Origin of the sequence: Actinophytocola sp., from assembly GCF_050699915.1 — a bacterium.
Classification (GTDB): domain Bacteria; phylum Actinomycetota; class Actinomycetes; order Mycobacteriales; family Pseudonocardiaceae; genus Actinophytocola.
Genome location: NZ_JBOHGA010000024.1, coordinates 1 through 20,577, shown reverse-complemented (window position 1 = coordinate 20,577; position 20,577 = coordinate 1). Strand labels below are relative to the sequence as shown.

The following is a 20,577-nucleotide window of genomic DNA, read 5'->3' as shown; positions in this document are numbered from 1 at the left end:
CGGTCTCCGCGCCGCGGGGCGGAACCGGGCGTGGCGTGGCGCGACTCACGTATCGTGAATTTCGTGGGCGAACCGGTCGGGTCGGACCAGCTCCGCATCGGTACGGCGGAGCGCGAGGAGGCGGTCAGGATCCTCGGCGACCACTTCGCGGAGGGTCGACTCGCCGTCGACGAGTACGAGGACCGTGTCGGCATGGCCGTCGAGGCCCGCACCCGCGGGGAGCTGCGCCCGCTGTTCGACGACCTGCCGACGCCCTACCCAGCCTTCATGGTGCCGCCCGTGCGTCCGGTCGAGCCGGTTCCGGTGCCGATGTACCCGCAGTACACGGGAGTTCAGCCGTACGAGCCGTCCGACCGGTACCGCGTCGTCGCGGGCGTGCTGCAGATCGTGCTGCCCTTCGGCACCGGCCGGTTCTACACCGGGCACACCGCCGTGGCCCTGGCACAGCTGTTCACCGTGTTCATCGGGGTCGGGGTGCTCTGGTCGATCATCGACGGCATCGTGCTGCTGATCGGCGGCGGCACCGACGCCTACGGCCGCCCGCTGCGCATCTAGCGGACCGCGCCATCTAGAGGAATGCGCGCAGCAGGGCCGCGGTGCCCTCGAGGTGCTCGTCCATCGCCGTGCGCGCGGCCACGGGGTCGCCGGCGAGGATGGCCGCGACGATCGCGCGATGCTGGGCGTTCGAGTGCTCGATGTTGGTCGCCAGCAACGGGATCGCGTCCAGCAGCTCGTTCACCCTGGTCCGCACCTCGGCCACCGCCGTGGTCAGCGACGGCGCGGCGGTGACCTCCGCGATCGCCAGGTGCAGCCGGGAGTCGCGGCGCCGGTACTCCGGCGCCGAGGCCGGGTCGACCCCGTCGACCTCGGTGAGCGCGGCCATCAGGTGCTGACGCTCGGCCGGGGCCAGCGAGCGCGCGGCGGCCGTCTCGGCGGCGCCGGTCTCCAGCACCCGGCGCAGCGTCAGGGCGTCCTCCAAGTCCACATCGGACGGATCGTGGCGGGGCGGCCCGGGCAGCGTCTCCGCCACGAACGTCCCGCCGTAGCGGCCGCGCCGGGACTCCAAGTAGCCGGCGTCGGCGACCGCGCGGATCGCCTCGCGCAGGGTCACCCGGCTGACTCCGAGCCGTCCGGCCAGCTCCCGCTCGGCGGGCAGCCGCTCCCCCGGCCCGGCCACCCCCAACCGGATCGCCTGCAACAGCCGCTCGACTGTCTCCTCGAAGGCGTTCCGCGTGCGGACCGGACGGAACACGGCGGCTGACGCGGACCGCACCGTGGCGGCCACGGCACTAGATCGGCGTGACGTAGGCACCGGAGATGCCGCCGTCCACCAGGAACGACGACGCGGTGATGAACGAGGCGTCGTCGCTCGCCAGGAAGGCCACCGCGGCCGCGATCTCCGACGCCTCCGCGAACCGTCCCATCGGGACGTGCACCAGCCGGCGCTGCGCCCGCTCGGGATCGGAGGCGAACAGCTCCCGCAGCAGCGGCGTGTTCACCGGACCGGGGCACAGCGCGTTCACCCGGATCCCTTCGCGGGCGAACTGCACCCCGAGCTCGCGGGTCATCGACAGCACGCCGCCCTTCGACGCCGAGTACGCGATCTGCGAGGTGGCCGCGCCCATCACCGCCACGAACGACGCGGTGTTGACGATCGACCCGCGGCCCTGCCGGCGCATGTGCGGCAGCACGTACTTGCAGCACAGGTACACCGAGGTGAGGTTGACCCGCTGCACCCGCTCCCACACGTCGATGCCGGTGGTCAGGATCGAGTCGTCCTCGGGCGGGGAGATGCCGGCGTTGTTGAACGCGACGTCCACGCTGCCGTGCCTCCGCACGACCTGGTCGAACATCGCCTCGACGGCCGCCTCGTCGGTGACGTCGCAGGTGATCGCGTCGCCGTCGACCTCTTTGGCCAGCGTCTCGATGGCGTCCGTGGCGATATCGACGGCGACCACGCGGGCGCCCTCGTCGGCGAACCGCCGGGCGGTGGCGAGCCCGATCCCGCTCGCCGCCCCGGTCACCACGGCCACCCGGTCCTTCAGTCGTTCCACGGCTACTCCCCCTCCGTCGCGATGAAGACGTTCTTGGTCTCGGTGAACGCGTCCAGCGCGTCCGGGCCGAGCTCGCGGCCGAGCCCGGACTGCTTCACGCCGCCGAACGGCGTCCAGTACCGCACCGAGGAGTGCGAGTTCACCGACAGGTTCCCGGCCTCCACGCCGCGAGCGACCCGCATCGCCCGGCCGACGTCCCGGGTCCAGATCGAGCCGGACAGCCCGAACTCGGTGTCGTTGGCCAGCCGCAGGGCGTCGGCCTCGTCGTCGAACGCCTGCACGGTGACGACCGGGCCGAACACCTCCTCGACGACCGCGCGGTCGGTCGGCGTGCGGGGCAGCAGCACGGTCGGCGGGAACCAGAAGCCGGGACCCGCCGGCGCACTGCCGCGGAAGGCGACCGTCTCGTCCATATAGGACTCGACGGAGGCGCGGTGGGACGCCGAGATGAGCGGGCCCATCTCGGTCTGCTCGTCGGCCGGATCGCCGACGACCACGCCGTGCACGGCCGGCTCGAGCAGTTCGAGGAAGCGGTCGAACACGCTGCGCTGGACCAGGATCCGCGACCGGGCGCAGCAATCCTGGCCGGCGTTGTCGAACACGCCGTACGGCGCGCTCGCGGCCGCGGCCTCGAGGTCTGCGTCGGCGAACACGACGTTGGCGTTCTTGCCGCCGAGCTCCAGCGTCACCCGCTTCACCTGCGCGGCACAGCCCGCCATGATCTGCCGACCGACCTCGGTCGAGCCGGTGAAGACGACCTTGCGCACCAACGGGTTCTCGACGAACCGCTGCCCCACGACCGATCCCTTGCCGGGCACGACCTGGAACACGTCCGCCGGTAGGCCGGCCTCGCGGGCCAGCTCGCCGAGCCGCACCGCGGTCATCGGGGTCAGCTCGGCCGGCTTGAGCACCACGGTGTTGCCGGCGGCGAGCGCGGGCGCGAACCCCCAGCCGGCGATCGGCATCGGGAAGTTCCACGGCACGATCACGCCGACCACACCCAACGGCTCGGCGAACGTGATGTTGACCCCGCCCGGCACCGGGATCTGCCGGCCGAACAGCCGCTCCGGCGCGGCCGCGTAGTAGTGCAGCACGTCGCGGACGTTGCCCACCTCCCACCGGGCGTTGCCGATCGTGTGCCCGGAGTTGGCCACCTCCAAGGCAGCCAGATTGTCCACATCGGAGTCGACGGCGTCGGCGAACCGGCGCAGCAGCCGTGCGCGGTCGCCCGGGGCCACGGCGCGCCACGCGGGCAGCGCCCGGTGCGCCCGCTCGATCGCCGCGTCGGTGTCGGCCGCCGACGTCGCCGGCACGGTCGCGACCACCTGCTCGGTGGCCGGGTTGATCACCTCGGTCATGCTCTCCCCTCCCCGACCAGCGCCTCGAACAGCCGCCGGTCCACTCCGTCCTCCTCCGGGTGCCACTGCACGCCGACGAGGAACGGCTCTCCCGGCAGCTCGATGCCCTCGATCGTCCCGTCGGCCGCCCACGCGACGGCCACCAGGTCGTCACCGAGCTGGTCGATCGACTGGTGGTGGTGGCAGTGCACCTCGACCCGCTCGCCGACGACCGCCGAAAGCGTGCTGCCCGGTGCGACGGTCACCGGCACGCGGCCGAACGTGCCGGGCCGCGGCAGGTGGGCGTCGGTGCCGGTGCGGTCCGGCAGGTGCTGGTGCAGAGTGCCGCCCAGCACGACGTTCAGCAGCTGCATCCCCCGACACACCCCGAGCAGCGGGATGCGCAGCTTGAACGCGAGGTTGATCAGCTTCCACTCCGTGGTGTCCCGGTCCTCCCGCGCCGGCCCGGTCGCCGGGTCGCGGTCGGCGTCGTAGCACGACGGGTCGAGGTCCGCACCGCCCGCGATTATCAGACCGTCCAGATTGGACAGATGACCGGACTCCCAGTCCCCGACGGGCGGCAGCAGCACCGGCGTGCCGCCCGCGTGCACCACCCCGTCGAGGTAACCTCGCGGCAGCACCGCGGCCGGCACGTCCCAGACCCCGAACCGGCTACGCTCCAGGTAGGTGCTGATGCCGATCAGCGGGCTAGAGGCGCTCGAACCCACGGATCTTCTCCCAGTCGGTGACCGCCGCGTCGTAGGCGGCGAGCTCCACGCGCGCGTTGTTCAGGTAGTGGTCGACGACCTCGTCGCCGAACGCGGCCCTGGCGTGCTTGCTCTCGGCGAGCAGCTCGGCCGCCGCGCGCAGCGTCGAGGGCACCTGCGGCTTGTCGGCCGCGTACGCGTTGCCGGTGAACTCCGGCTCCAGCGGCAGCTCGTTCTCGATGCCGTGCAGCCCGGCCGCGACGAGCGCAGCGGTCGCGAGGTAGGGGTTCACGTCGCCGCCCGGCACCCGGTTCTCCACCCGCAGCGACTCGCCGTGGCCCACCACGCGCAGCGAGCAGGTGCGGTTGTCGATGCCCCACGCCACCGTGGTCGGCGCGAAGCTGCCGGGCTGGAACCGCTTGTAGGAGTTGACGTTCGGGGCGAGGAGGTAGGTGAGCTCGCGCAGCAGCGCCTGCTGGCCGGCGAGGAAGTGCTCCATCAGCTTCGAGAAGCCGTGCGGGCCGTCTCCGGCGAGCACGGCCGAGCCGTTGGTGCCGCGCAGCGAGATGTGGATGTGGCAGGAGTTGCCCTCGCGCTCGTTGTACTTCGCCATGAACGTGAGGCTCTTGCCGTGCCGCGAGGCGATCTCCTTGGCCCCGGTCTTGTAGATGCTGTGGTTGTCGCATGTGGACAACGCGTCGGCGTAGCGGAAGGCGATCTCGTGCTGGCCGGGGTTGCACTCGCCCTTAGCGGACTCGACGTACATGCCGGCGCCGGTCATGCCGTTGCGAATGTCGCGCAGCAACGGCTCGAGCCGGCCGGTGCCGAGCATCGAGTAGTCGACGTTGTACTGGTTGGCGGGCGTCAGGTCGCGGTAGGCCTTCGTCCAGGCCTGCTCGTAGGAGTCGTCGAACACGATGAACTCGAGCTCGGTGCCGACGTAGGCGGCGAGGTCCCGCTCGGCGAGCCGGTCGAGCTGGCGGCGCAGGACCTGGCGTGGCGAGGCCGGTACCGGGCCGCCCTCCACCCACTCGATGTCGGCGAGCACCAGCGCGGTCCCGGGTTGCCACGGCACGAGGCGAAGCGTCGTCATGTCCGGCCGGAGCACGAAGTCGCCGTAGCCCCGGTCCCAGGACGACATCGCGTAGCCGTCGACCGTGTTCATGTCGACGTCGACCGCGAGCAGGTAGTTGCAGGCCTCGGTGGCGTGCGGGACGACCTCGTTGAGGAAGTACTCGGCGGCGCACCGCTTGCCCTGCAGCCGGCCCTGCATGTCGGTGATCGCCACCAGCACGGTGTCCACCGTGCCCTCCTCGACCAGCGCGCTGAGGCGTTCGAGCGTGAGCATGCCGTCGCGGTGTCCCATGAGACGTCCTCCAAAGGACCAGTGCTGACCCATTGACGCCATTTCACACGTCCAGCGGAGAAGGTGTCAAACGCCCGTGAACCTTGACAACGCCAGGCGAACAGGATCACTCTCGTCAGCACCCAAAGGACTGGTAACGGCCCATTAGGAGTTTCCGTGTCGACTCCGCATTCACGTGAGAACGTCGAGTACCAGACGGTCGAGGCGAGCTATCTCGAGCACCGCCAGCTGCGCAAGGGTGCCGCCGGCTGGGTGCTGCTGGCCGGGCTGGGCGTCGCCTACGTCATCTCCGGGGACTTCGCCGGCTGGAACTTCGGCCTCGCCGAGGGCGGCTGGGGCGGGTTGATGATCGCGACCGTGCTGATGGCCGTGATGTACACCTGCATGGTGTTCGGCCTGGCCGAGATGGCCTCGGCGATGCCGGTCGCCGGCGCGGGCTACGGCTTCGCCCGCCGCGCGCTCGGCCCGACCGGCGGGTTCGCCACCGGCACCGCGATCCTCATCGAGTACGCGATCGCACCGGCCGCGATCGCCGTGTTCATCGGCGGCTACGTCGAGGCGCTGGGCCTGTTCGGGATGACCAGCGGGTGGCCGGTGTTCCTGGTGTGCTACCTGATCTTCATCGGCCTGCACCTGTGGGGCGTCGGGGAGGCCCTGCGGGTCATGTTCGTGATCACCGGCATCGCGGTCGTCGCGCTCATCGTGTTCGCGATCGGCATGGTCGGCAAGTTCGACGGAGACAAGCTGTTCGACATCGCGCCGGAGGCGGGCGGTTCGACGTTCCTGCCGTTCGGGGTCGCGGGCGTGCTCGCGGCGTTCGTCTACGGCATCTGGTTCTTCCTCGCGGTCGAAGGCGTGCCGCTCGCCGCGGAGGAGGCCGGCGAGCCGCGGCGCGACCTTCCGCGCGGCATCATCGCCGCGATGGCGATCCTGCTGGTGTTCGCCGCGCTGATGCTGCTCATCGCACCGGGGGCGGCGGGCTCCAACGCGATCGCGGGGTCGGACAACCCGCTGCCGGAGGCGATCCGGGCGGCCTATGGCGGAGACAACTTCCTGGCCCAGTTCGTCAACTACGCCGGCCTCGCCGGGCTGATCGCGAGCTTCTTCTCGATCATCTACGCGTACTCGCGCCAGCTGTTCGCGCTGTCGCGGGCCGGCTACCTGCCGCGTTGGATGTCGGTGACCGGCAAGCGCAAGACGCCGTACCTGGCACTGATCGTGCCCGGCACGATCGGCTTCATCCTCGCCACGGCGACGATGGACGGCGCGCTGCTGATCAACATCGCGGTCTTCGGCGCCACGGTGTCGTACGTGCTGCTGAACGTGTCGCACATCGTGCTGCGGATCCGCGAGCCAGGCCTGGAGCGCCCGTACCGCACCCCGGGCGGCGTGGTGACCACGGGCGTCGCCGCGGTGCTGGCCGTGGCCGCGGTGGTCGCGACGTTCTTCGTCGACGAGCTGGCGGCCGCCATCACCGCCGGCATCCTGCTGGTCGCGCTGGCCTACTTCTTCCTCTACAGCCGCCACCACCTGGTGGGCAACGTCCCGGAGGAGGAGTTCGCGGCGATCAAGCAGGCGGAGTCCGAACTGGCCGACTAGTTCGCCGACTGAGTTCGCCGACTGGGCCTGCTGGCTAGGCGCGCCGGAAGCGGGCGTCGAAGAAGCAGAACACCGCGAAGGCCAGCAGGCCGGCGGCGATCACGAACAGCATGACCTGGCCGTACGGCTGCGCGGCCAGGGTCTTCAGCGCGACGTCCAGGCCGGTCGCCTTGTCCGGCTCGGACTGCACGGCCGCCACCACGACCAGCGCGCCGGCGATCCCGTAGATACCGCCGAGCGCGGCGTAGCCGACCTGCCCCAGCCGCACCACTCCTTGGCGCGTCTTCGGGTTCGCGTTGCTGTAGTCGTGCTCTTCGGCGAAGCGGCGGGTGAGACCGTGCCGGACGATGAACAGGGCGGCGAGGACGATCGCGAGCCCGATGGCGATCACCACTGGCTTGCCCCACTCCTTGCTGAGCAGCTCACCGATCAGCCCGAGCTGCGCGGAGTCGGTCGACGACGCCGCCGAGCCGGCCGCCAGCTTGCCCGCGCTGTAGGCCAGGTAGCCGAACAGCACCGCCTCACCGAAGTTCACCACGCGCGCCCGCGTCGGCCGGCCCTTGCCGAACAACGCCTCGGTGAGCTGCCACAACGCACTCGCGCCCAGCCCGACCGCGAGCAGCCAGAGCAGCCATGCACCACCCGCGCCGGCGAGCTCCTGCAGCGCGCCGGTCTTGTCCGCCTTCTCGCTGTCGCCGGTCGCCACCTGCACCACGAGCCAGGCGACGAGCAGGTGAACCACCCCGTAGGTAATCAGGCCGACGCGCGCGAGCAGCTGGAACGGCTTGCTCTTGGTGACCTGATGGGGATGGGGCGCACTTGTCCTGCTCACAACTTCACCATGAGCGGGACGTTACCTTCGCCCTGGCCGCCACACATGATCAGCGGCGCCGGTTCGGCATCCTCTTCGGCAGGTCGCGCCACGGCGCGTCGGCGGGCCTGGGCCGCACGCCGAGCGTGCGCACCGCGTGGGCGGCGAGCAGGCCACCGATCGACGAGGCGTTCACGATCTCGCCGGTGAGCACCATGCGCACCGCCTCCTCGAGCGGGAAACGGCGAGCCACCAGGTCCGCCTCCTCGTCGCCCTCGACGTGCCGCTCGACCGCCGCGATGTCGGTGGCCAGGTAGACGCGCACCACCTCGTCGGTGAACCCCGGTGACGCCGCCACGTCCACCAGCACCGACCAGTCCGCCGCGGCCAGCCCGACCTCCTCGACGAGCTCGCGCCGGGCGGTCTCCACGGGGTCCTCCCCCGGCTTGTCGATCAGCCCGGCGGGCAGCTCCCAGTTCCGCCGGCCGATCGGGTGGCGGTACTGGTGGATCAGCGTGACGTGGTCGTCCTCGTCGAGCGCGAGGATCGCGACCGCGCCGAGGTGCTCGACGACCTCGCGCTTGGCCCGCCCACCGCCGGGCATCGCCACCTCGTCGACCCGCACGGCGATGACCCGCCCCTGGTAGACGTCCTCGGTGCCCAGAACCTCGAAGTCGTGTTGGCCCGGCACGCTCAAGAGCGGGCCCCCAGCGGCTCCGGCAGCTCGACCGGCAGCCGCTCGGCCGCCCGGTAGGCCAACGCCGCCTTGACGAAGCCGGCGAACAGCGGGTGCGGGCGGGTCGGGCGGCTCTTGAGCTCCGGGTGCGCCTGCGTGCCGACGAAGAACGGGTGCGTCTCGGGCGGCAGCTCGACGAACTCGACGAGGTGCTCGTCGGGCGACAGGCCGGAGAACACGACGCCGGCCTTCGCGAGCTTGGCCCGGTAGGCGTTGTTGACCTCGTAGCGGTGCCGGTGCCGCTCGGACACCTGACGGGTGCCGTACGCATGCGCCACGACCGAGCCGGCGGTGAGCTTCGCCGGGTAGGCGCCCAGGCGCATCGTGCCGCCCATGTCCCGCTCGCCGGCGACCACGTCCTGCTGGTCGGCCATCGTGCTGATCACCGGGTGCCGGGTGGTCTCGTCGAACTCCGAGGAGTTCGCGCCCGCGATGCCGGCCAGGTTCCGCGCGGTCTCGATCACCATGCACTGCAGGCCGAGGCACAGACCCAGCACCGGGATCCCGTGCAGGCGGGCGTGGTGGATCGCGCCGATCTTGCCCTCGATGCCGCGCACGCCGAAGCCGCCTGGGATCAGCACACCGTCCAACCCGGACAGCTGGGCGGCCGCGCCGGCCGGTGTCTCGCAGGTGTCCGAGGGGACCCAGACGACCTCGACCTTGGCCCAGTGGGCGAACCCGCCGGCGCGCAACGCCTCGGTGACCGACAGGTACGCGTCCGGCAGGTCGACGTACTTGCCGACGACCGCGATCCGCACCGTCTCTTTGGGACTGTGCACGCGAGACAGCAGGTCGCCCCACACGGTCCAGTCGACGTCGCGGAACGGCAGCCCGAGCCGGCGCACCACGTAGGCGTCCAGGCCCTCGCTGTGCAGCACCTTCGGGATGTCGTAGATCGACGGGGCGTCCGGGGCGGCCACGACCGCGTCGAGGTCCACATCGCACATGAGCGCGATCTTGCGCTTGAGCCCGCTGGGCACCTCTCGGTCGGCCCGGCACACGACGGCGTCTGGCTGGATGCCGATGTTGCGCAGCGCCGCCACCGAGTGCTGGGTCGGCTTGGTCTTGAGCTCCCCGGACGGCGCGAGGTAGGGCACCAGCGACACGTGCAGGAAGAAGCAGTTGTCCCGGCCGACGTCGTGGCGCACCTGCCGGGCGGCCTCGAGGAAGGGCAGCGACTCGATGTCGCCGACGGTGCCGCCGATCTCGGTGATGACGACGTCCGGCGCGTTGCCGTCCTCCCCCGGCTCGGCCATGCCGCGGATGCGCGCCTTGATCTCGTCGGTGATGTGCGGGATGACCTGCACGGTGTCGCCGAGGTACTCGCCGCGGCGCTCCTTGGCGATCACCGTCGAGTACACCTGGCCGGTGGTGACGTTCGCCCGGCCGACGAGGTCGCGGTCGAGGAAGCGTTCGTAGTGGCCGACGTCGAGGTCGGTCTCGGCGCCGTCCTCGGTGATGAACACCTCGCCGTGCTGGAACGGGTTCATCGTTCCGGGATCGACGTTGAGATACGGGTCGAGCTTCTGCATGGTGACCCACAGCCCGCGGGCGGTGAGCAGCTGTCCAAGACTGGACGCGGTGAGTCCCTTGCCGAGGGACGAGGCGACCCCACCTGTCACGAACACGTACTTCGTCGTGAGTGAGTGTTGCACCAGCGATGCTCCCCGTGGACTGACCTTCGGTCCGTGACCGTCACCGGCGATACCGTTCGCAGCGGGACTACCCGCCTGACTCTCCACGGGTTTTCACCGTATCACCTGTTCGGCCGATCCTCGCCCGACACGCGGTCCAGCCCACACCCATGACGCTGTGTAGATGGCTCGCTTCGCTCCTGCGCTACTCGCCGTCTTCCCTCGTCGCGTGCTCGGCGCTGGCGCGCCTGCGCGCGCTCCTCAGTCCAGACGGCGAACGCTCCGTCGCTCTCGCTCACGGTGTAGATGGCGCGCTCACTCAGCCGGTGCGCCTGGCGCCGGGCCCTGTGCGTTGCCGGCGCTGCCGTAGCGGCCGGAGCCGCCCTCGAGCTGCTCGCGCAGCGCCAGCACGGTCACCACACGGCCCGCCGGCGAGCTCACGTTGTCCACAGTGGACAGAATGGACGTCGCGGCGGTGTCGGCCCGCACGACGCCGACCGAGCCGGTGCCGTCCGCCGAGCCGTCGGAGCCGGCGAGCACCGCGCCAGCGCCGGACCGGTCGACCTGCGTGGCGAACCGGGCGATGGTGGCCGCGCGGTCGCCGGCGCCGTCGCCCTTCGCGGCGCCGCCGGTGAGCACGACCGCGAGCTGGGCGGGCTGGATCCCCTGGCTGGCCTTGACGAACCCACCGTCGGTGAGCCCGGCGAACGCGGCGGCCGTCTCGGCCGCGGAGGCCTGCGGCTTGTTGTCGGTCTTGCTGATCAACAGCAGCGGACCGAGCAGGCCGCCGGCGAGCGTGCCGGGGTCCGACGCCGTCGGCAGCTGGACGCCGGCCGGCAGCAGGCGGGTGACGATGTCCTTGAGCTGGTCGGCCTTCTCCGGGTTGCCGAAGTCGTCGGTGAGCTGGACCTCGCCGGTGACGCGGCCGCCGGCGTCGGTGAGCAGCTGCTTCAGCGCGTCGCGGTCGGCCGGGTCCGCGTCGGCCGTGGTGACGAGTACGACCGTGCGCTGGGTGAGCTGGCCGCGCACGGCCATCGGGCCGACCTGGGTGGCGAAGCTGTCCGCGTCGGCCAGGCGGGCGTTCTGCCCGTTGCGCTGGGTCTCCAGGTCGTGGACCTGCCGGACGAGCTCGTCGTTGTCGTTGCTGAGGCCGGACAGCAGCGAGCGCGACAGCGTGCTCGAGCCGAGCACGACGCCGACGGCGAGCGCGAGGAAGACCGCGGCGATGGAGATGACGTGGTAGCGCAGGGAGATCACGAGAAGAGCCCCTCGATCCAGGTGGTGAAGCTGTGCCAGGTGTCGACCGCCCAGTCGGCGTAGGCGCCGCCCACCCCGGACACCGCCACCGCGACCGCCATGGCGACGAGCGCGGCGAGGACGAGCACGACGACCGCGCCGAGCGAGACGCGGCTGCGGTGCAGGGTCGCGACCGCCTTGCCGTCCACGATCTTGCTGCCGAGCTTGAGTCGGGTCAGGAACGTCGACGGGTTCGAGCCCGAGCGGCCGCGGTCGAGGAACTCGCTGAGCGTGGCCTGGAAGCCGACCGTGACGACGAGGCTCGCGCCGTGCGTGTCGGCCAGTAGTAGCGCGAGGTCCTCGGCGTTGCCGGAGGCGGGAAAGGTTACCGCGCCGATGCCGAGGTCCTGGACGCGTTCCAGGCCGGGGGCGTGCCCGTCCAGGTACGCGGGGACGACGACCTCGCCGCCACAGCGCAGGGTGTCGGTCGACAGCCGGTCCGGGTCGCCGACGATCAGGTCTGGGCGGTAGCCGCGTTCGTGCAGGGTGTCCGCGCCGGCGTCGACGCCGACGAGCACGGGCCGGTGCTCGGCGATGTAGCGCTTGAGGCTCGCGAGGTCCTCGGCGTGCCCGTGACCGGGGGCGACGATCAGCACTTGGCGCTGGTGGAGGCTCTTGCGCAGCTCCGGGACGCCGATGCCGTCGAGGATGAGCGTGCGCTCGCGGCGAAGGAACTCGATCGTGTTCGCGGAGAACGCCTCGAGCTGGGCGGACATGCCGGCCTTGGCCTCGATCATGAGGTCGGCGATCGACTCGACGGTCTGTTCCGTCCCGCGCCCGACCTCCTTCTCGCCGAGGTAGACGCCGCCCTCGTGCAGCCGGACCTTGCTGCCCTCCTTGACGGCGCGCAGCACCTCGGGCCCCACGTCGTCGACGAGCACGATCCCCGCACCGACGACGATCTCGGGCCCGAGATTGGGAAACCGCCCGGAGATCGACGGCGATGCGTTCACCACGCCCGCCACCTCTGCCTCGACGAGCGCATCGGCCGTGGCCCGATCAAGATCGACCTGATCGAGCACGACGATCTCTCCGACGTCGACCCGACGCAACAAATCGCCGGTTCGACGGTCAACCCTGGCCACCCCGGTGATCCCAGGCCGACTCCGATTTGGTCGCAGCAGGAGGCCGGTGAGCTTCATGAGACTGATGGTGACAAATGGACAGAGGAATTCCGCTCCGCCACGCCGTCAAGAAACGCGGGATGACCAAATTGAGGAAGGTGCTGGGTGAGGTCGGTTGGCTTGATGGAACAGAACCATCAACGAAACCGACCCCGCCGAACGCCCGGCCCAACCGCACCCGGCAACCCCAAACAGAACCACCAACAAATCCGGCCCGCCCCCACGCACCCCACCCCCTCCGCTCCCCCGGAGCCCCAACCTCACCCCAGCCGTCAGCGCTTCCGCTTGTCCTTCTTGGCGACCTCCAACAACTCCTCCGCGTGAGCCCGCCCGGTTTCGGTCGAGTCCATGCCCGCCAACATCCGAGCCAACTCCACGACCCGGTCCCGATCCGCGACCATCCGCACGTCGCTGCGCGTGACGCCGCCCTTGGCGGACTTGTCGACCACCAGGTGCCGGTCCGCGAACGCGGCCACCTGCGGCAGGTGCGTGACCACGATGACCTGATGGCTCGTCGCCAGCCGGGCCAGGCGGCGGCCGATCTCCACCGCCGCGCGGCCGCCGACGCCCGCGTCGACCTCGTCGAACACCAGCGTGGGCACCGGGTCGGAGTGGGCCAGCACGACCTCGATCGCGAGCATCACCCGGGACAGCTCGCCGCCGGACGCGGCCTTGTGCACCGGGAGCGGCTGGGCGCCGTCGTGCGCGGACATCCGCAGCTCGACCTCGTCGATGCCGTCCGGACCCGCGTGCACGAGCGCGTCCCCACCGCCACCGCCGGCCACCCGCAGCGCGTGCGCGTCGCCCGGCTCGGCCCACCGGGTACTCACCACCAGCTCGACACTCGCCTGGCCCATCGCCAGGCCGCCCAGCTCGGTCGTGACCGCCTGGGCGAACCAGTCGGCCGCCTTCACCCGCAGCGACGTCAGCACCCGCGCCTGCTCGGCCAGCTGCTCGGCCAGCTCGCCGCGCCGGCGGTCGAGCTCGGCCAGCGCCTCCTCGGACGTGTCGAGCCCGGCCAGCCGCTCCTGGGCGTCCTTCGCCCACGCCAGCACCCCGTCGACGTCGGCGGCGTACTTCCTGGTCAGCCCCTTCAGCTCGGCCTGCCGGGCCAGCACCTGCTCGAGCACGGCCGGATCCGCGTCCAGCGACTCGAGGTAGCCGCTGAGCTCGCTGCCGACGTCCGACAGCAACGCCTCCGCCTCGGCCAGCCGCGGTGCGAGATCCCGCAGTCGCGGATCCTCCGACGACGCGAGCCGGTTGCGCGCGTCGGCGACCATGCCGAGCGCGCCCGGCGCGTCCGGGTCGCCCTCGGCGGAGCCGGTGACCGCGAACGTCGCACCGGTCGCGGCCTCCCGGAGCTGGTCGGCGTCGGCCAGCCGGCGGGCCTTGGCCACCAGCTCGTCGTCCTCGCCCGGCTGCGGGTCGACGGCCTCGATCTCCGCGAGGCCGTGCCGCAGCAGGTCGGCCTCCCGGGCCAGCTCCCGCGACCGCGCGGTGCGGTCGGCGAGCTCGGTGCTGACCGCGTGCCACTCCTCGCGCACCCGCCGGTACTCCGACAGCGCGTTCAGCAGCTCCTCGCCGGCGAACCGGTCGAGCACGGCCCGCTGCTCGGCGGGACGCAGCAGCCGCAGCTGGTCGTTCTGCCCGTGCACCGCGATGAGCTGCTCGGACAGCTCCGACAGCACACCGACCGGCACCGACCGGCCACCCAGGTGTGCCCGGGACCGCCCGTCCGTGCCGACCGTGCGCAGCGCGATGAGCGCGCCGTCCTCGTCCGGATCGGCGCCCGCGTCCGCCGCGACCTTGGCCGCGGGACTGCCCGGCGGCGCGTCGAAGCGGCCCTCGACCACCGCTCTCTGTGCGCCACTGCGCACTCGGGACGCCTCGGCCCGGCCACCCGATAACAGGTGCAGTCCCGTGACGACCATGGTCTTGCCCGCGCCGGTCTCACCGGTGACGACGGTGAGACCCGGATCCAGTTCGAGCGTGGCCTCGTCGATTACGCCGAGGCCCTCGATGCGCATTTCGGCCAACACAGCGCGCACCTTATCGGCTCGCACCGACTAAATCCCGTAACTAACGACCGTGTGTTCGATTGGCTGAGAAAGTGCTCAGCGATCGCGCCAGCTCTGCACCGGCAGCTCGAACTTGTGCACCAGCCGGTCGGTGAACGGCTCCTCGCGCAGCCGCACGAGCCGGGTCGGCTTCGTCCCGCCGACCACCTCGACGCGCGCCCCCGGCGGCAGCACGAACGTCCGCCGGCCGTCGCAACACAGCACGGCGGGGTGCCCGTCCGGGTCGACCTCGACCGCCACCACCGAACCCGGCGACACGACGAGCGGCCGGGAGAACATCGCGTGCGCGTTGCTCGGCACCACCAGCAGCGCCTGCACGTCCGGCCACACCACCGGCCCGCCGGCGGAGAACGCGTAGGCCGTCGAGCCGGTCGGCGTCGCGCACAGCACGCCGTCGCAGCCGAACGCCGACACCGGCCGGCCGTCGACCTCGATCCGCACGTCGAGGATGCGGTCTCGGCTGCTCTTCTCCACGCTGGCCTCGTTGAGCGCCCACGTGTGCGCGAGCTGCCGGCCGCCGAGCGAGGCGGTGACGTCGACGGTCATCCGGTCGTCGACCTCGTAGTTCTGCGCGATGACCTGTGCGACCGCCTGCTCGAGGACGTCCGTGTCGGCCTCGGCGAGAAACCCGACCCGGCCCATGTTCACCGCGAGCACCGGCACGCCCGCCGGGCGCGCCAGCTCGGCGGCGCGCAGCAGCGTGCCGTCCCCGCCCAGGACGAACACCAGCTCGGTGCCCTCCGCCGCGTCCGGCCCGCCGCGCACGACGTTCTGGTAGCAGGCGCTGTCGAGCTGCGGCGCCTCGTCGGCGAGCACGCGGAGCTTGACGTCGGCCGCGGCGAACCAGCCGGCGACCTTCTCGGCCGTGTGCCGGGTGTCGGCCCGACCGGTGTGTACGACGAGGAGCACCTCACGTCCGGTCATCGCGGCCCCTCCAGCACGGCGGTCTCGACGAGTGCATCCACGTCGGCGCCGGGTTCGCCGCGACGCAACCACACGAAGTATTCGACATTCCCGGATGGGCCGGGAAGTGGGCTGGCGGTCACTCCGTGCACGCGCAGGCCGAGCCCGGCGGCCTCCATGATCACACTACGGATGGCGGCCGCGCGGAGTTCAGGATCGCGGACGACGCCGCCGGAGCCGAGCCGCTCCTTGCCGACCTCGAACTGCGGCTTGACCATCGGCACCAGGTCGGCGTCGGCCGTCGCGCATGCGAGCAGCGCCGGCAGGACCAGGCGCAACGAGATGAACGACAGGTCGGCGACGACGAGGTCGACCGGTCCCCGGGTCTGCTCCGGCGTCAGCGAGCGGACGTTGGTGCGGTCGAGCACGAGGACCCGGTCGTCGGTCTGCAGCCGCCAGACCAGCAGCCCGCGCCCGACGTCGGCGGCGACGACCTCGCGGGCGCCGCGGCGCAGCAGGACGTCGGTGAAGCCGCCGGTCGAGGCGCCGGCGTCGAGCACCCGTCGACCCGTGACGTCGAGGCCGAACACCTCGAGCGCGCCGATCAGCTTGTGTGCGCCGCGGGAGGCCCAGTCGTCGCCGGCACGCTCGCGGACGACGACCGGCGCGTCGGTCTCGACAGCGGTGGCCGCCTTGCCGGCGACGGTGCCGCGGACGGTCACCCGGCCGTCGGCGATGAGTTGCGAAGCGTGCTCGCGAGATCGGGCCAGGCCGCGGCGAACAAGCTCCGCGTCCAGCCGGGTCCGGCGGGGCACCGCTCAGTCCGTGTCGATGCGCGAGAGCGCGTCGTTGAGCGCGCCGTGGACCGCGTCGAACCGGGCGACGTGCTCGGCGAGTGGGACCTCGTCGAGTGCCTCGGTCTGGGCCACGGCATCGTCAATCACGGCCGTCGGATCCTGGGGATTCATGCCGTCCAACTGCACTCCGTCACGCTAGCCCATGCGGGAGGCCGAGGTGGCGAAGTGCGGCGGCCGCGTTGTCGTCACCGGCTTTCGCGTCTCTGTGTTCCACCGCGCAGAGGGCGCGGAGCAGGTCGAGCGGGTCGCCGTCACCGCTGACCACGCCGTTGTCGATCTTCCAGCCGGGCTTCTCGCCGATCGCGAGCCGCTCTGGGTCCTCGGTGACCGCGCGGACGTCCGCAGCGAGGTAGGTCGGCTTGATGTCGCTCGCGAGGAGCTCGGCCGGCGTGGTCACGCCGGTGAAGACGAGCAGCGAGTCGAGCCCCGCCGCGACGGCGCCGGCGATGTCGGTGTCGAGCCGGTCGCCGATCGCGAGGGCGTGGGTGGCGTGCGCGGCGCGGACGGCCTGGTCCATCAGTGGGGTCGCGGGCTTGCCGGCGACGATCGGCTCGCGACCGGTGGCCGTCCGCAGCGCGGCGACGAACGATCCGTTGCCGGGCAGCATGCCGCGCTCGGTGGGCAGCGTGGGGTCGACGTTGCAGGCGACCCAGAGCATGCCTCTGTTGAGCGCGACGGTGGCTTCCGCGAGGTCCTGCCAGTTGGTCTGCTTCGACAGGCCTTGGACGACGGCCGTCACGTCGTCGTCGGCCGTGCGCGTCGCGGTGAGGCCGACCAGTTCGACCTCGCGCTCGAGTGCCGGTGAGCCGACCACGAGGACGGTGCTCTTCTCGGCGACCTTCTCGGCCAGGACCGCCGCGGCGGCCTGCGCGCTGGTGCTGACCTCGTCGGATGCCGCGCGGATGCCGATCTCGGTGAGATGGGCGGCGACCTCGTCGGGCCCTCGGGAGGCGTTGTTGGTGACGAATCGGACTGTTCTGCCGCGCACGGCCTCGACCGCCTCGGCCGCGCCGTCGATGGCGTGCTCGCCGCGGTAGACGGTGCCGTCGAGGTCGAACAGGAAGGCGTCGTAGCGGTCGAGAAGGGTCATTCTGCTTCTCTCAGGGCGAACGCCCGCTCGGCGGCGTCGGTCTCCTCGTCGAGGTCGGCCTCGGCGGCGTTGAGGAACCAGCGAATGGCGTCGTCGGTGCGGCCGGCGGCCTCGAGGTTGTCGGCGTAGGCGTAGAAGAGGCGGGGGCTCCAGGGCCGGCGGATCGCGGGGTCGAGGTCAGGCCCCTGGAGGCCGACGACCGCGGCGTCGAGCTGTCCCATGTCCCGCCGGGCGCCGGCCGTGACGATCTTGAGCTCGACGGCGGTCTCCTTGTCCAGGTCCTTCGCCTCGGCCGCCAGCTCGAGGGCGCGCTCGGGCCGGCCGAGAGCGCGCTCGCAGTCGGCCATGACGGGGAGGTGGCCCTGCCCGCCGCTCATGCGGCGGGCGGCCCGCAGCTCGCCGAGAGCCTCGGCCCAGTGGCCGGCGTGGTAGGCGGCGAGCCCGGCGGCCTCGCGAACGAGCGCGACCCGGGCGGCGCGGGAACGAGCGAAGCGGGCGTGCTCGAGGGCCAGCTCCGGCTCGTCGTCGATCAACCGCCCCGCGGCGACCAGATGCAGCCCGACGAGCTCGGCGGTCGACTTGGTGAGGCTGCGCAGCTCGCGGCGGGCATCGGCGTCGAGGTCGGAGAACTGGACGTCCTCGGGGAGCTCGGGCTCGCCGCTGGGGTTCCGTCGCTCGTCACGGTCCGGCTCGGTCTCGGATTCGGAGGCGGCCTCAGAATCGCCGACCGTCGACTCCCCGGACGCGAGCTCAGCCGAGCTGTCCCCAGGCAGGACGTGGTCGGCGCTGGGCCCTTCGGACGCGAGTTCGGATGCGTTGGCTCCGAGCCGGGCCTGGCCACCATCGGGTTCGCCGGACCGAGGCTCCGCCAGACTGACCACGGGCTGAGCCTGGCCGGCGCCGGGTTCGGATGCGTCCGGTCCGGGCTCGGCCGGGTTGGCCACAGGCTGGTCATGGTCGGCGTCGGGTGCGGGCTCGGCAGATGCGAGTTCGGACTGGACGGCCGCGAGTTCAGCCTCGTCGGTCGCCGGCTCGATGTGATCGGGGGTGGGCTCCACCGGATCGGGGGCCGCTGGCACGGACTCCCGCGTTTGGTCGGTCGAGCCGTCGGCTGGTGCCGGTCGAGTGTCGTCCTCGGAGTGGAGTTCGGCGGGGCGGGCGGGCGTTGGTGCCGCGGCCACCTGGTCGGGAACTGACTGGACAGTGGCCTGGTCGGCCGCCAGCTCGTCGGGACGTTCGGGGATCGGCTGTGCCGTCACCGAGTCGGTCGTCGGGTCGACGGTCGCGTGCCTCGTGGCTTCGTCAGGTGCCTTGGTGACCTCGCGGTACGGCGAGGCTCCCGCGTCGTGACGGTCCCTGGAGTTCCGCCGGTCGGCGGGAGGCTTGCGGTCGCCATCGTGGCGGCGGTTCGGGGCAGCGGACCTGCGTCGATCGGAGTCGTCGCGTGGTCGGCGCCTGTCGGCATCGTCGCGGGGACGACCGTAGCCACGTCGGTCGGAGTCGTCTCGAGGTCCGCGGCGGTCTCGGTAGCCGCCGCGGCTCGAGTCGTCGCGCGAGGGGCGGTTGTCGCCGGAGCGCTCCTCGCCACGTCCGTAGCCTCGGCCCGAGTCGCCTCGGTAGCCTTGGCGCGAGTCGTCGCGGTCGCGGCCGCCACTCCGGAAGTCTCGACGTGAGTCATCGCGAGAACGATCCTCGCCGCCCCGATGGTTCGGCCGCGAGTCGCCGCGGCGGTAGCCCTGCGACCCGCCGCTCGAGCGATCATCGCCGCGGTAACCCCGCTGCGAGTCATCGCGAGAACCGCTTCGGTAGCTCGGCCGCGAATCGCCACGGTTGCGGCCGTCGCCACCTCGGCCCTGACGCGAGTCATCGCGATCGCGGTCGTTGCGACCTCGGTAGTCCCGGCGAGAGTCGTCCCGGGAACCGCCCCGGTACCCCTGGCGCGAGTCATCGCGATTGCGGTCGCCACTCGGGAAGTCACGACGAGAATCGTCACGCGAGCCGCCCCGGTAGCCCTGGCGCGAGTCGCCGCCAGCTCGGTAGTTGCCACGTGAGTCGTCCCGGGAACCGCTCCGGTAGCCCTGGCGGGAGTCATCGCGGCCGCGGTCGCCACCTCGGAAGTCCCGGCGAGAGTCGTCCCGGGAACCACTTCGGTGCCCCTGGCGCGAGTCATCACGGCCGCGGTCGTTGCCCCGGTAGTCCCGGCGAGAATCATCTCGGGAACCGCCCCGGTAGCCCTGGCGCGAGTCGTCACGGCCGCGGTCGCCGCCACCTCGGTAGTTCCCGCGAGAGTCGTCCCGGGAACCGCTCCGGTAGCCCTGGCGGGAGTCATCGCGGCCGCGGTCGTCGCCCCGGAAGTTCCGACGTGAGTCGTCGCGGGAGCCACCTCGGTAGCCCTGGCGCGATTCGTCGCGGTTGCGGTGGTCTCGGCTCGAGGTGTCGCGAGAGCGGTCGTTGTCGTCTCGGTAGCGGGGACGGGAGTCGCGGTTGCGGTCGTCGCCGCCTCGGTAAGGCTGGCGCGAAGCGTCTCGGTTGCGGTCGCTGCCGCGTTGGTAGCTTCGGCCCGAGCCGGGCTGGCTGTCGCGGTCACGGCCCGTTGACCTGGGGGTTCGACGGTCCGAGCCGCCGCGGCCCGGCTGGGTGGGGGCGTCGCGGTCCGACCTGTCAGGGGCGCCGGCGGCGGGCCTCGGGGCGCGGCCGAAGCCACTGCCTCGCTCAGGGCGCGGCCGCTCGTCCCGACCACGCTCGTCGCGTGGGTCGTTGGGTTGCGACACCTGAACCTCCACCGATTGGGACATGCACACCGACCACCATTCAACACGCCGAAGAGCCCTCCGGGTATCGGAGGGCTCTTCGGGAATGAATGCTCGGCGGTGTCCTACTCTCCCACACCCTGTCGAGTGCAGTACCATCGGCGCTGGTGGGCTTAGCTTCCGGGTTCGGAATGGGACCGGGCGTTTCCCCACCGCTATGGCCGCCGAAACTCTA

Annotated in this window: 18 protein-coding genes and 1 rRNA gene; 2 read left to right on the top strand and 17 right to left on the bottom strand. The window is 71.7% G+C overall.

All coding sequences use genetic code 11. The annotated features are described in order from the left end of the window. The first annotated feature begins 63 nt into the window (after window positions 1–63). Window positions 64–555: a DUF1707 domain-containing protein gene (locus tag ACRDSK_RS07040; protein WP_431439131.1), complete on the top strand. Its 492-nt coding sequence runs from the start codon at window positions 64–66 to the stop codon at window positions 553–555. 13 nt (window positions 556–568) lie between these two features. On the opposite strand, the gene ACRDSK_RS07035 is transcribed toward ACRDSK_RS07040, so the two are convergent. The 5 genes from ACRDSK_RS07035 to ACRDSK_RS07015 are packed head-to-tail and all read right to left on the bottom strand — an operon-like array spanning window position 569 to window position 5,464. Continuing rightward, window positions 569–1,285, bottom strand: coding sequence for a FadR/GntR family transcriptional regulator (locus ACRDSK_RS07035; protein WP_431439130.1), 717 nt, complete (start codon window positions 1,283–1,285; stop codon window positions 569–571). Between the two features lie 4 nt (window positions 1,286–1,289). Continuing rightward, entirely contained in the window at window positions 1,290–2,054 is a 765-nt protein-coding gene (locus ACRDSK_RS07030) for a 3-oxoacyl-ACP reductase (protein WP_431439129.1), read from the bottom strand. A gap of 2 nt (window positions 2,055–2,056) precedes the next feature. Then, a complete protein-coding gene (locus tag ACRDSK_RS07025; RefSeq protein WP_431439128.1) occupies window positions 2,057–3,412 on the bottom strand; it encodes an aldehyde dehydrogenase family protein in 1,356 nt (451 codons plus the stop codon). Next, window positions 3,409–4,119, bottom strand: coding sequence for a gamma-glutamyl-gamma-aminobutyrate hydrolase family protein (locus ACRDSK_RS07020; RefSeq protein WP_431439127.1), 711 nt, complete (start codon window positions 4,117–4,119; stop codon window positions 3,409–3,411). The genes ACRDSK_RS07025 and ACRDSK_RS07020 overlap by 4 nt, the downstream gene beginning before the upstream one ends. Next, window positions 4,100–5,464: a glutamine synthetase family protein gene (locus ACRDSK_RS07015; protein ID WP_431439126.1), complete on the bottom strand. Its 1,365-nt coding sequence runs from the start codon at window positions 5,462–5,464 to the stop codon at window positions 4,100–4,102. The genes ACRDSK_RS07020 and ACRDSK_RS07015 overlap by 20 nt, the downstream gene beginning before the upstream one ends. A gap of 156 nt (window positions 5,465–5,620) precedes the next feature. Here ACRDSK_RS07015 and eat point away from each other — a divergent pair, with 156 nt between their 5' ends. Then, window positions 5,621–7,063: an ethanolamine permease gene (gene eat, locus ACRDSK_RS07010; RefSeq protein WP_431439125.1), complete on the top strand. Its 1,443-nt coding sequence runs from the start codon at window positions 5,621–5,623 to the stop codon at window positions 7,061–7,063. Window positions 7,064–7,097: 34 nt separating this feature from the next. On the opposite strand, the gene ACRDSK_RS07005 is transcribed toward eat, so the two are convergent. From ACRDSK_RS07005 to rrf, 12 genes are all read right to left on the bottom strand, one after another. Beyond that, entirely contained in the window at window positions 7,098–7,895 is a 798-nt protein-coding gene (locus tag ACRDSK_RS07005; RefSeq protein ID WP_431439124.1) for a DUF1206 domain-containing protein, read from the bottom strand. Between the two features lie 49 nt (window positions 7,896–7,944). After that, window positions 7,945–8,571, bottom strand: a complete 627-nt coding sequence (locus ACRDSK_RS07000) for an NUDIX domain-containing protein (protein ID WP_431439123.1) — start codon at window positions 8,569–8,571, stop codon at window positions 7,945–7,947. After that, window positions 8,568–10,265 carry a CTP synthase gene (locus ACRDSK_RS06995; protein ID WP_431439122.1) on the bottom strand — a complete coding sequence of 566 codons (1,698 nt, stop codon included), beginning with the start codon at window positions 10,263–10,265 and terminating at the stop codon, window positions 8,568–8,570. The genes ACRDSK_RS07000 and ACRDSK_RS06995 overlap by 4 nt, the downstream gene beginning before the upstream one ends. A 294-nt stretch (window positions 10,266–10,559) precedes the next feature. After that, complete coding sequence (locus tag ACRDSK_RS06990; RefSeq protein ID WP_431439121.1) at window positions 10,560–11,501, bottom strand: copper transporter; 942 nt, start codon at window positions 11,499–11,501, stop codon at window positions 10,560–10,562. Then, window positions 11,498–12,682: a putative cytokinetic ring protein SteA gene (gene steA / locus ACRDSK_RS06985; RefSeq protein ID WP_431439120.1), complete on the bottom strand. Its 1,185-nt coding sequence runs from the start codon at window positions 12,680–12,682 to the stop codon at window positions 11,498–11,500. The genes ACRDSK_RS06990 and steA overlap by 4 nt, the downstream gene beginning before the upstream one ends. A 254-nt stretch (window positions 12,683–12,936) precedes the next feature. Continuing rightward, window positions 12,937–14,703 (bottom strand): DNA repair protein RecN, encoded by a 1,767-nt coding sequence (gene recN, locus ACRDSK_RS06980; RefSeq protein WP_431439119.1) that lies wholly within the window; start codon window positions 14,701–14,703, stop codon window positions 12,937–12,939. Window positions 14,704–14,778: 75 nt separating this feature from the next. Next, window positions 14,779–15,666 (bottom strand): NAD kinase, encoded by an 888-nt coding sequence (locus ACRDSK_RS06975; RefSeq protein ID WP_431439118.1) that lies wholly within the window; start codon window positions 15,664–15,666, stop codon window positions 14,779–14,781. Further along, a complete protein-coding gene (locus ACRDSK_RS06970; protein ID WP_431439117.1) occupies window positions 15,663–16,460 on the bottom strand; it encodes a TlyA family RNA methyltransferase in 798 nt (265 codons plus the stop codon). Before ACRDSK_RS06970 ends, ACRDSK_RS06975 begins: the two co-directional genes overlap by 4 nt. A gap of 3 nt (window positions 16,461–16,463) precedes the next feature. Beyond that, window positions 16,464–16,589 (bottom strand): hypothetical protein, encoded by a 126-nt coding sequence (locus ACRDSK_RS06965; protein WP_431439116.1) that lies wholly within the window; start codon window positions 16,587–16,589, stop codon window positions 16,464–16,466. Between the two features lie 43 nt (window positions 16,590–16,632). Further along, window positions 16,633–17,592 carry an HAD-IIA family hydrolase gene (locus tag ACRDSK_RS06960; RefSeq protein WP_431439115.1) on the bottom strand — a complete coding sequence of 320 codons (960 nt, stop codon included), beginning with the start codon at window positions 17,590–17,592 and terminating at the stop codon, window positions 16,633–16,635. Next, on the bottom strand, window positions 17,589–18,473 hold the full coding sequence (locus tag ACRDSK_RS06955; RefSeq protein ID WP_431439114.1) for a hypothetical protein: 885 nt from the start codon (window positions 18,471–18,473) through the stop codon (window positions 17,589–17,591). Before ACRDSK_RS06955 ends, ACRDSK_RS06960 begins: the two co-directional genes overlap by 4 nt. Window positions 18,474–20,454: 1,981 nt before the next feature. Next, window positions 20,455–20,571: ribosomal RNA gene (gene rrf / locus ACRDSK_RS06950) — 5S ribosomal RNA — on the bottom strand. Window positions 20,572–20,577: the final 6 nt, after the last annotated feature.

What these genes read in the sequence shown, in the direction of transcription:
- ACRDSK_RS07025 (WP_431439128.1), bottom strand. Translation starts at nt 3,412, where the DNA reads ATGACCGAGGTGATCAACCCGGCCACCGAGCAGGTGGTCGCGACCGTG.
- ACRDSK_RS07015 (WP_431439126.1), bottom strand. Translation starts at nt 5,464, where the DNA reads ATGGGACACCGCGACGGCATGCTCACGCTCGAACGCCTCAGCGCGCTG.
- steA (WP_431439120.1), bottom strand. Translation starts at nt 12,682, where the DNA reads ATGAAGCTCACCGGCCTCCTGCTGCGACCAAATCGGAGTCGGCCTGGG.
- ACRDSK_RS06975 (WP_431439118.1), bottom strand. Translation starts at nt 15,666, where the DNA reads ATGACCGGACGTGAGGTGCTCCTCGTCGTACACACCGGTCGGGCCGAC.
- ACRDSK_RS06960 (WP_431439115.1), bottom strand. Translation starts at nt 17,592, where the DNA reads ATGACCCTTCTCGACCGCTACGACGCCTTCCTGTTCGACCTCGACGGC.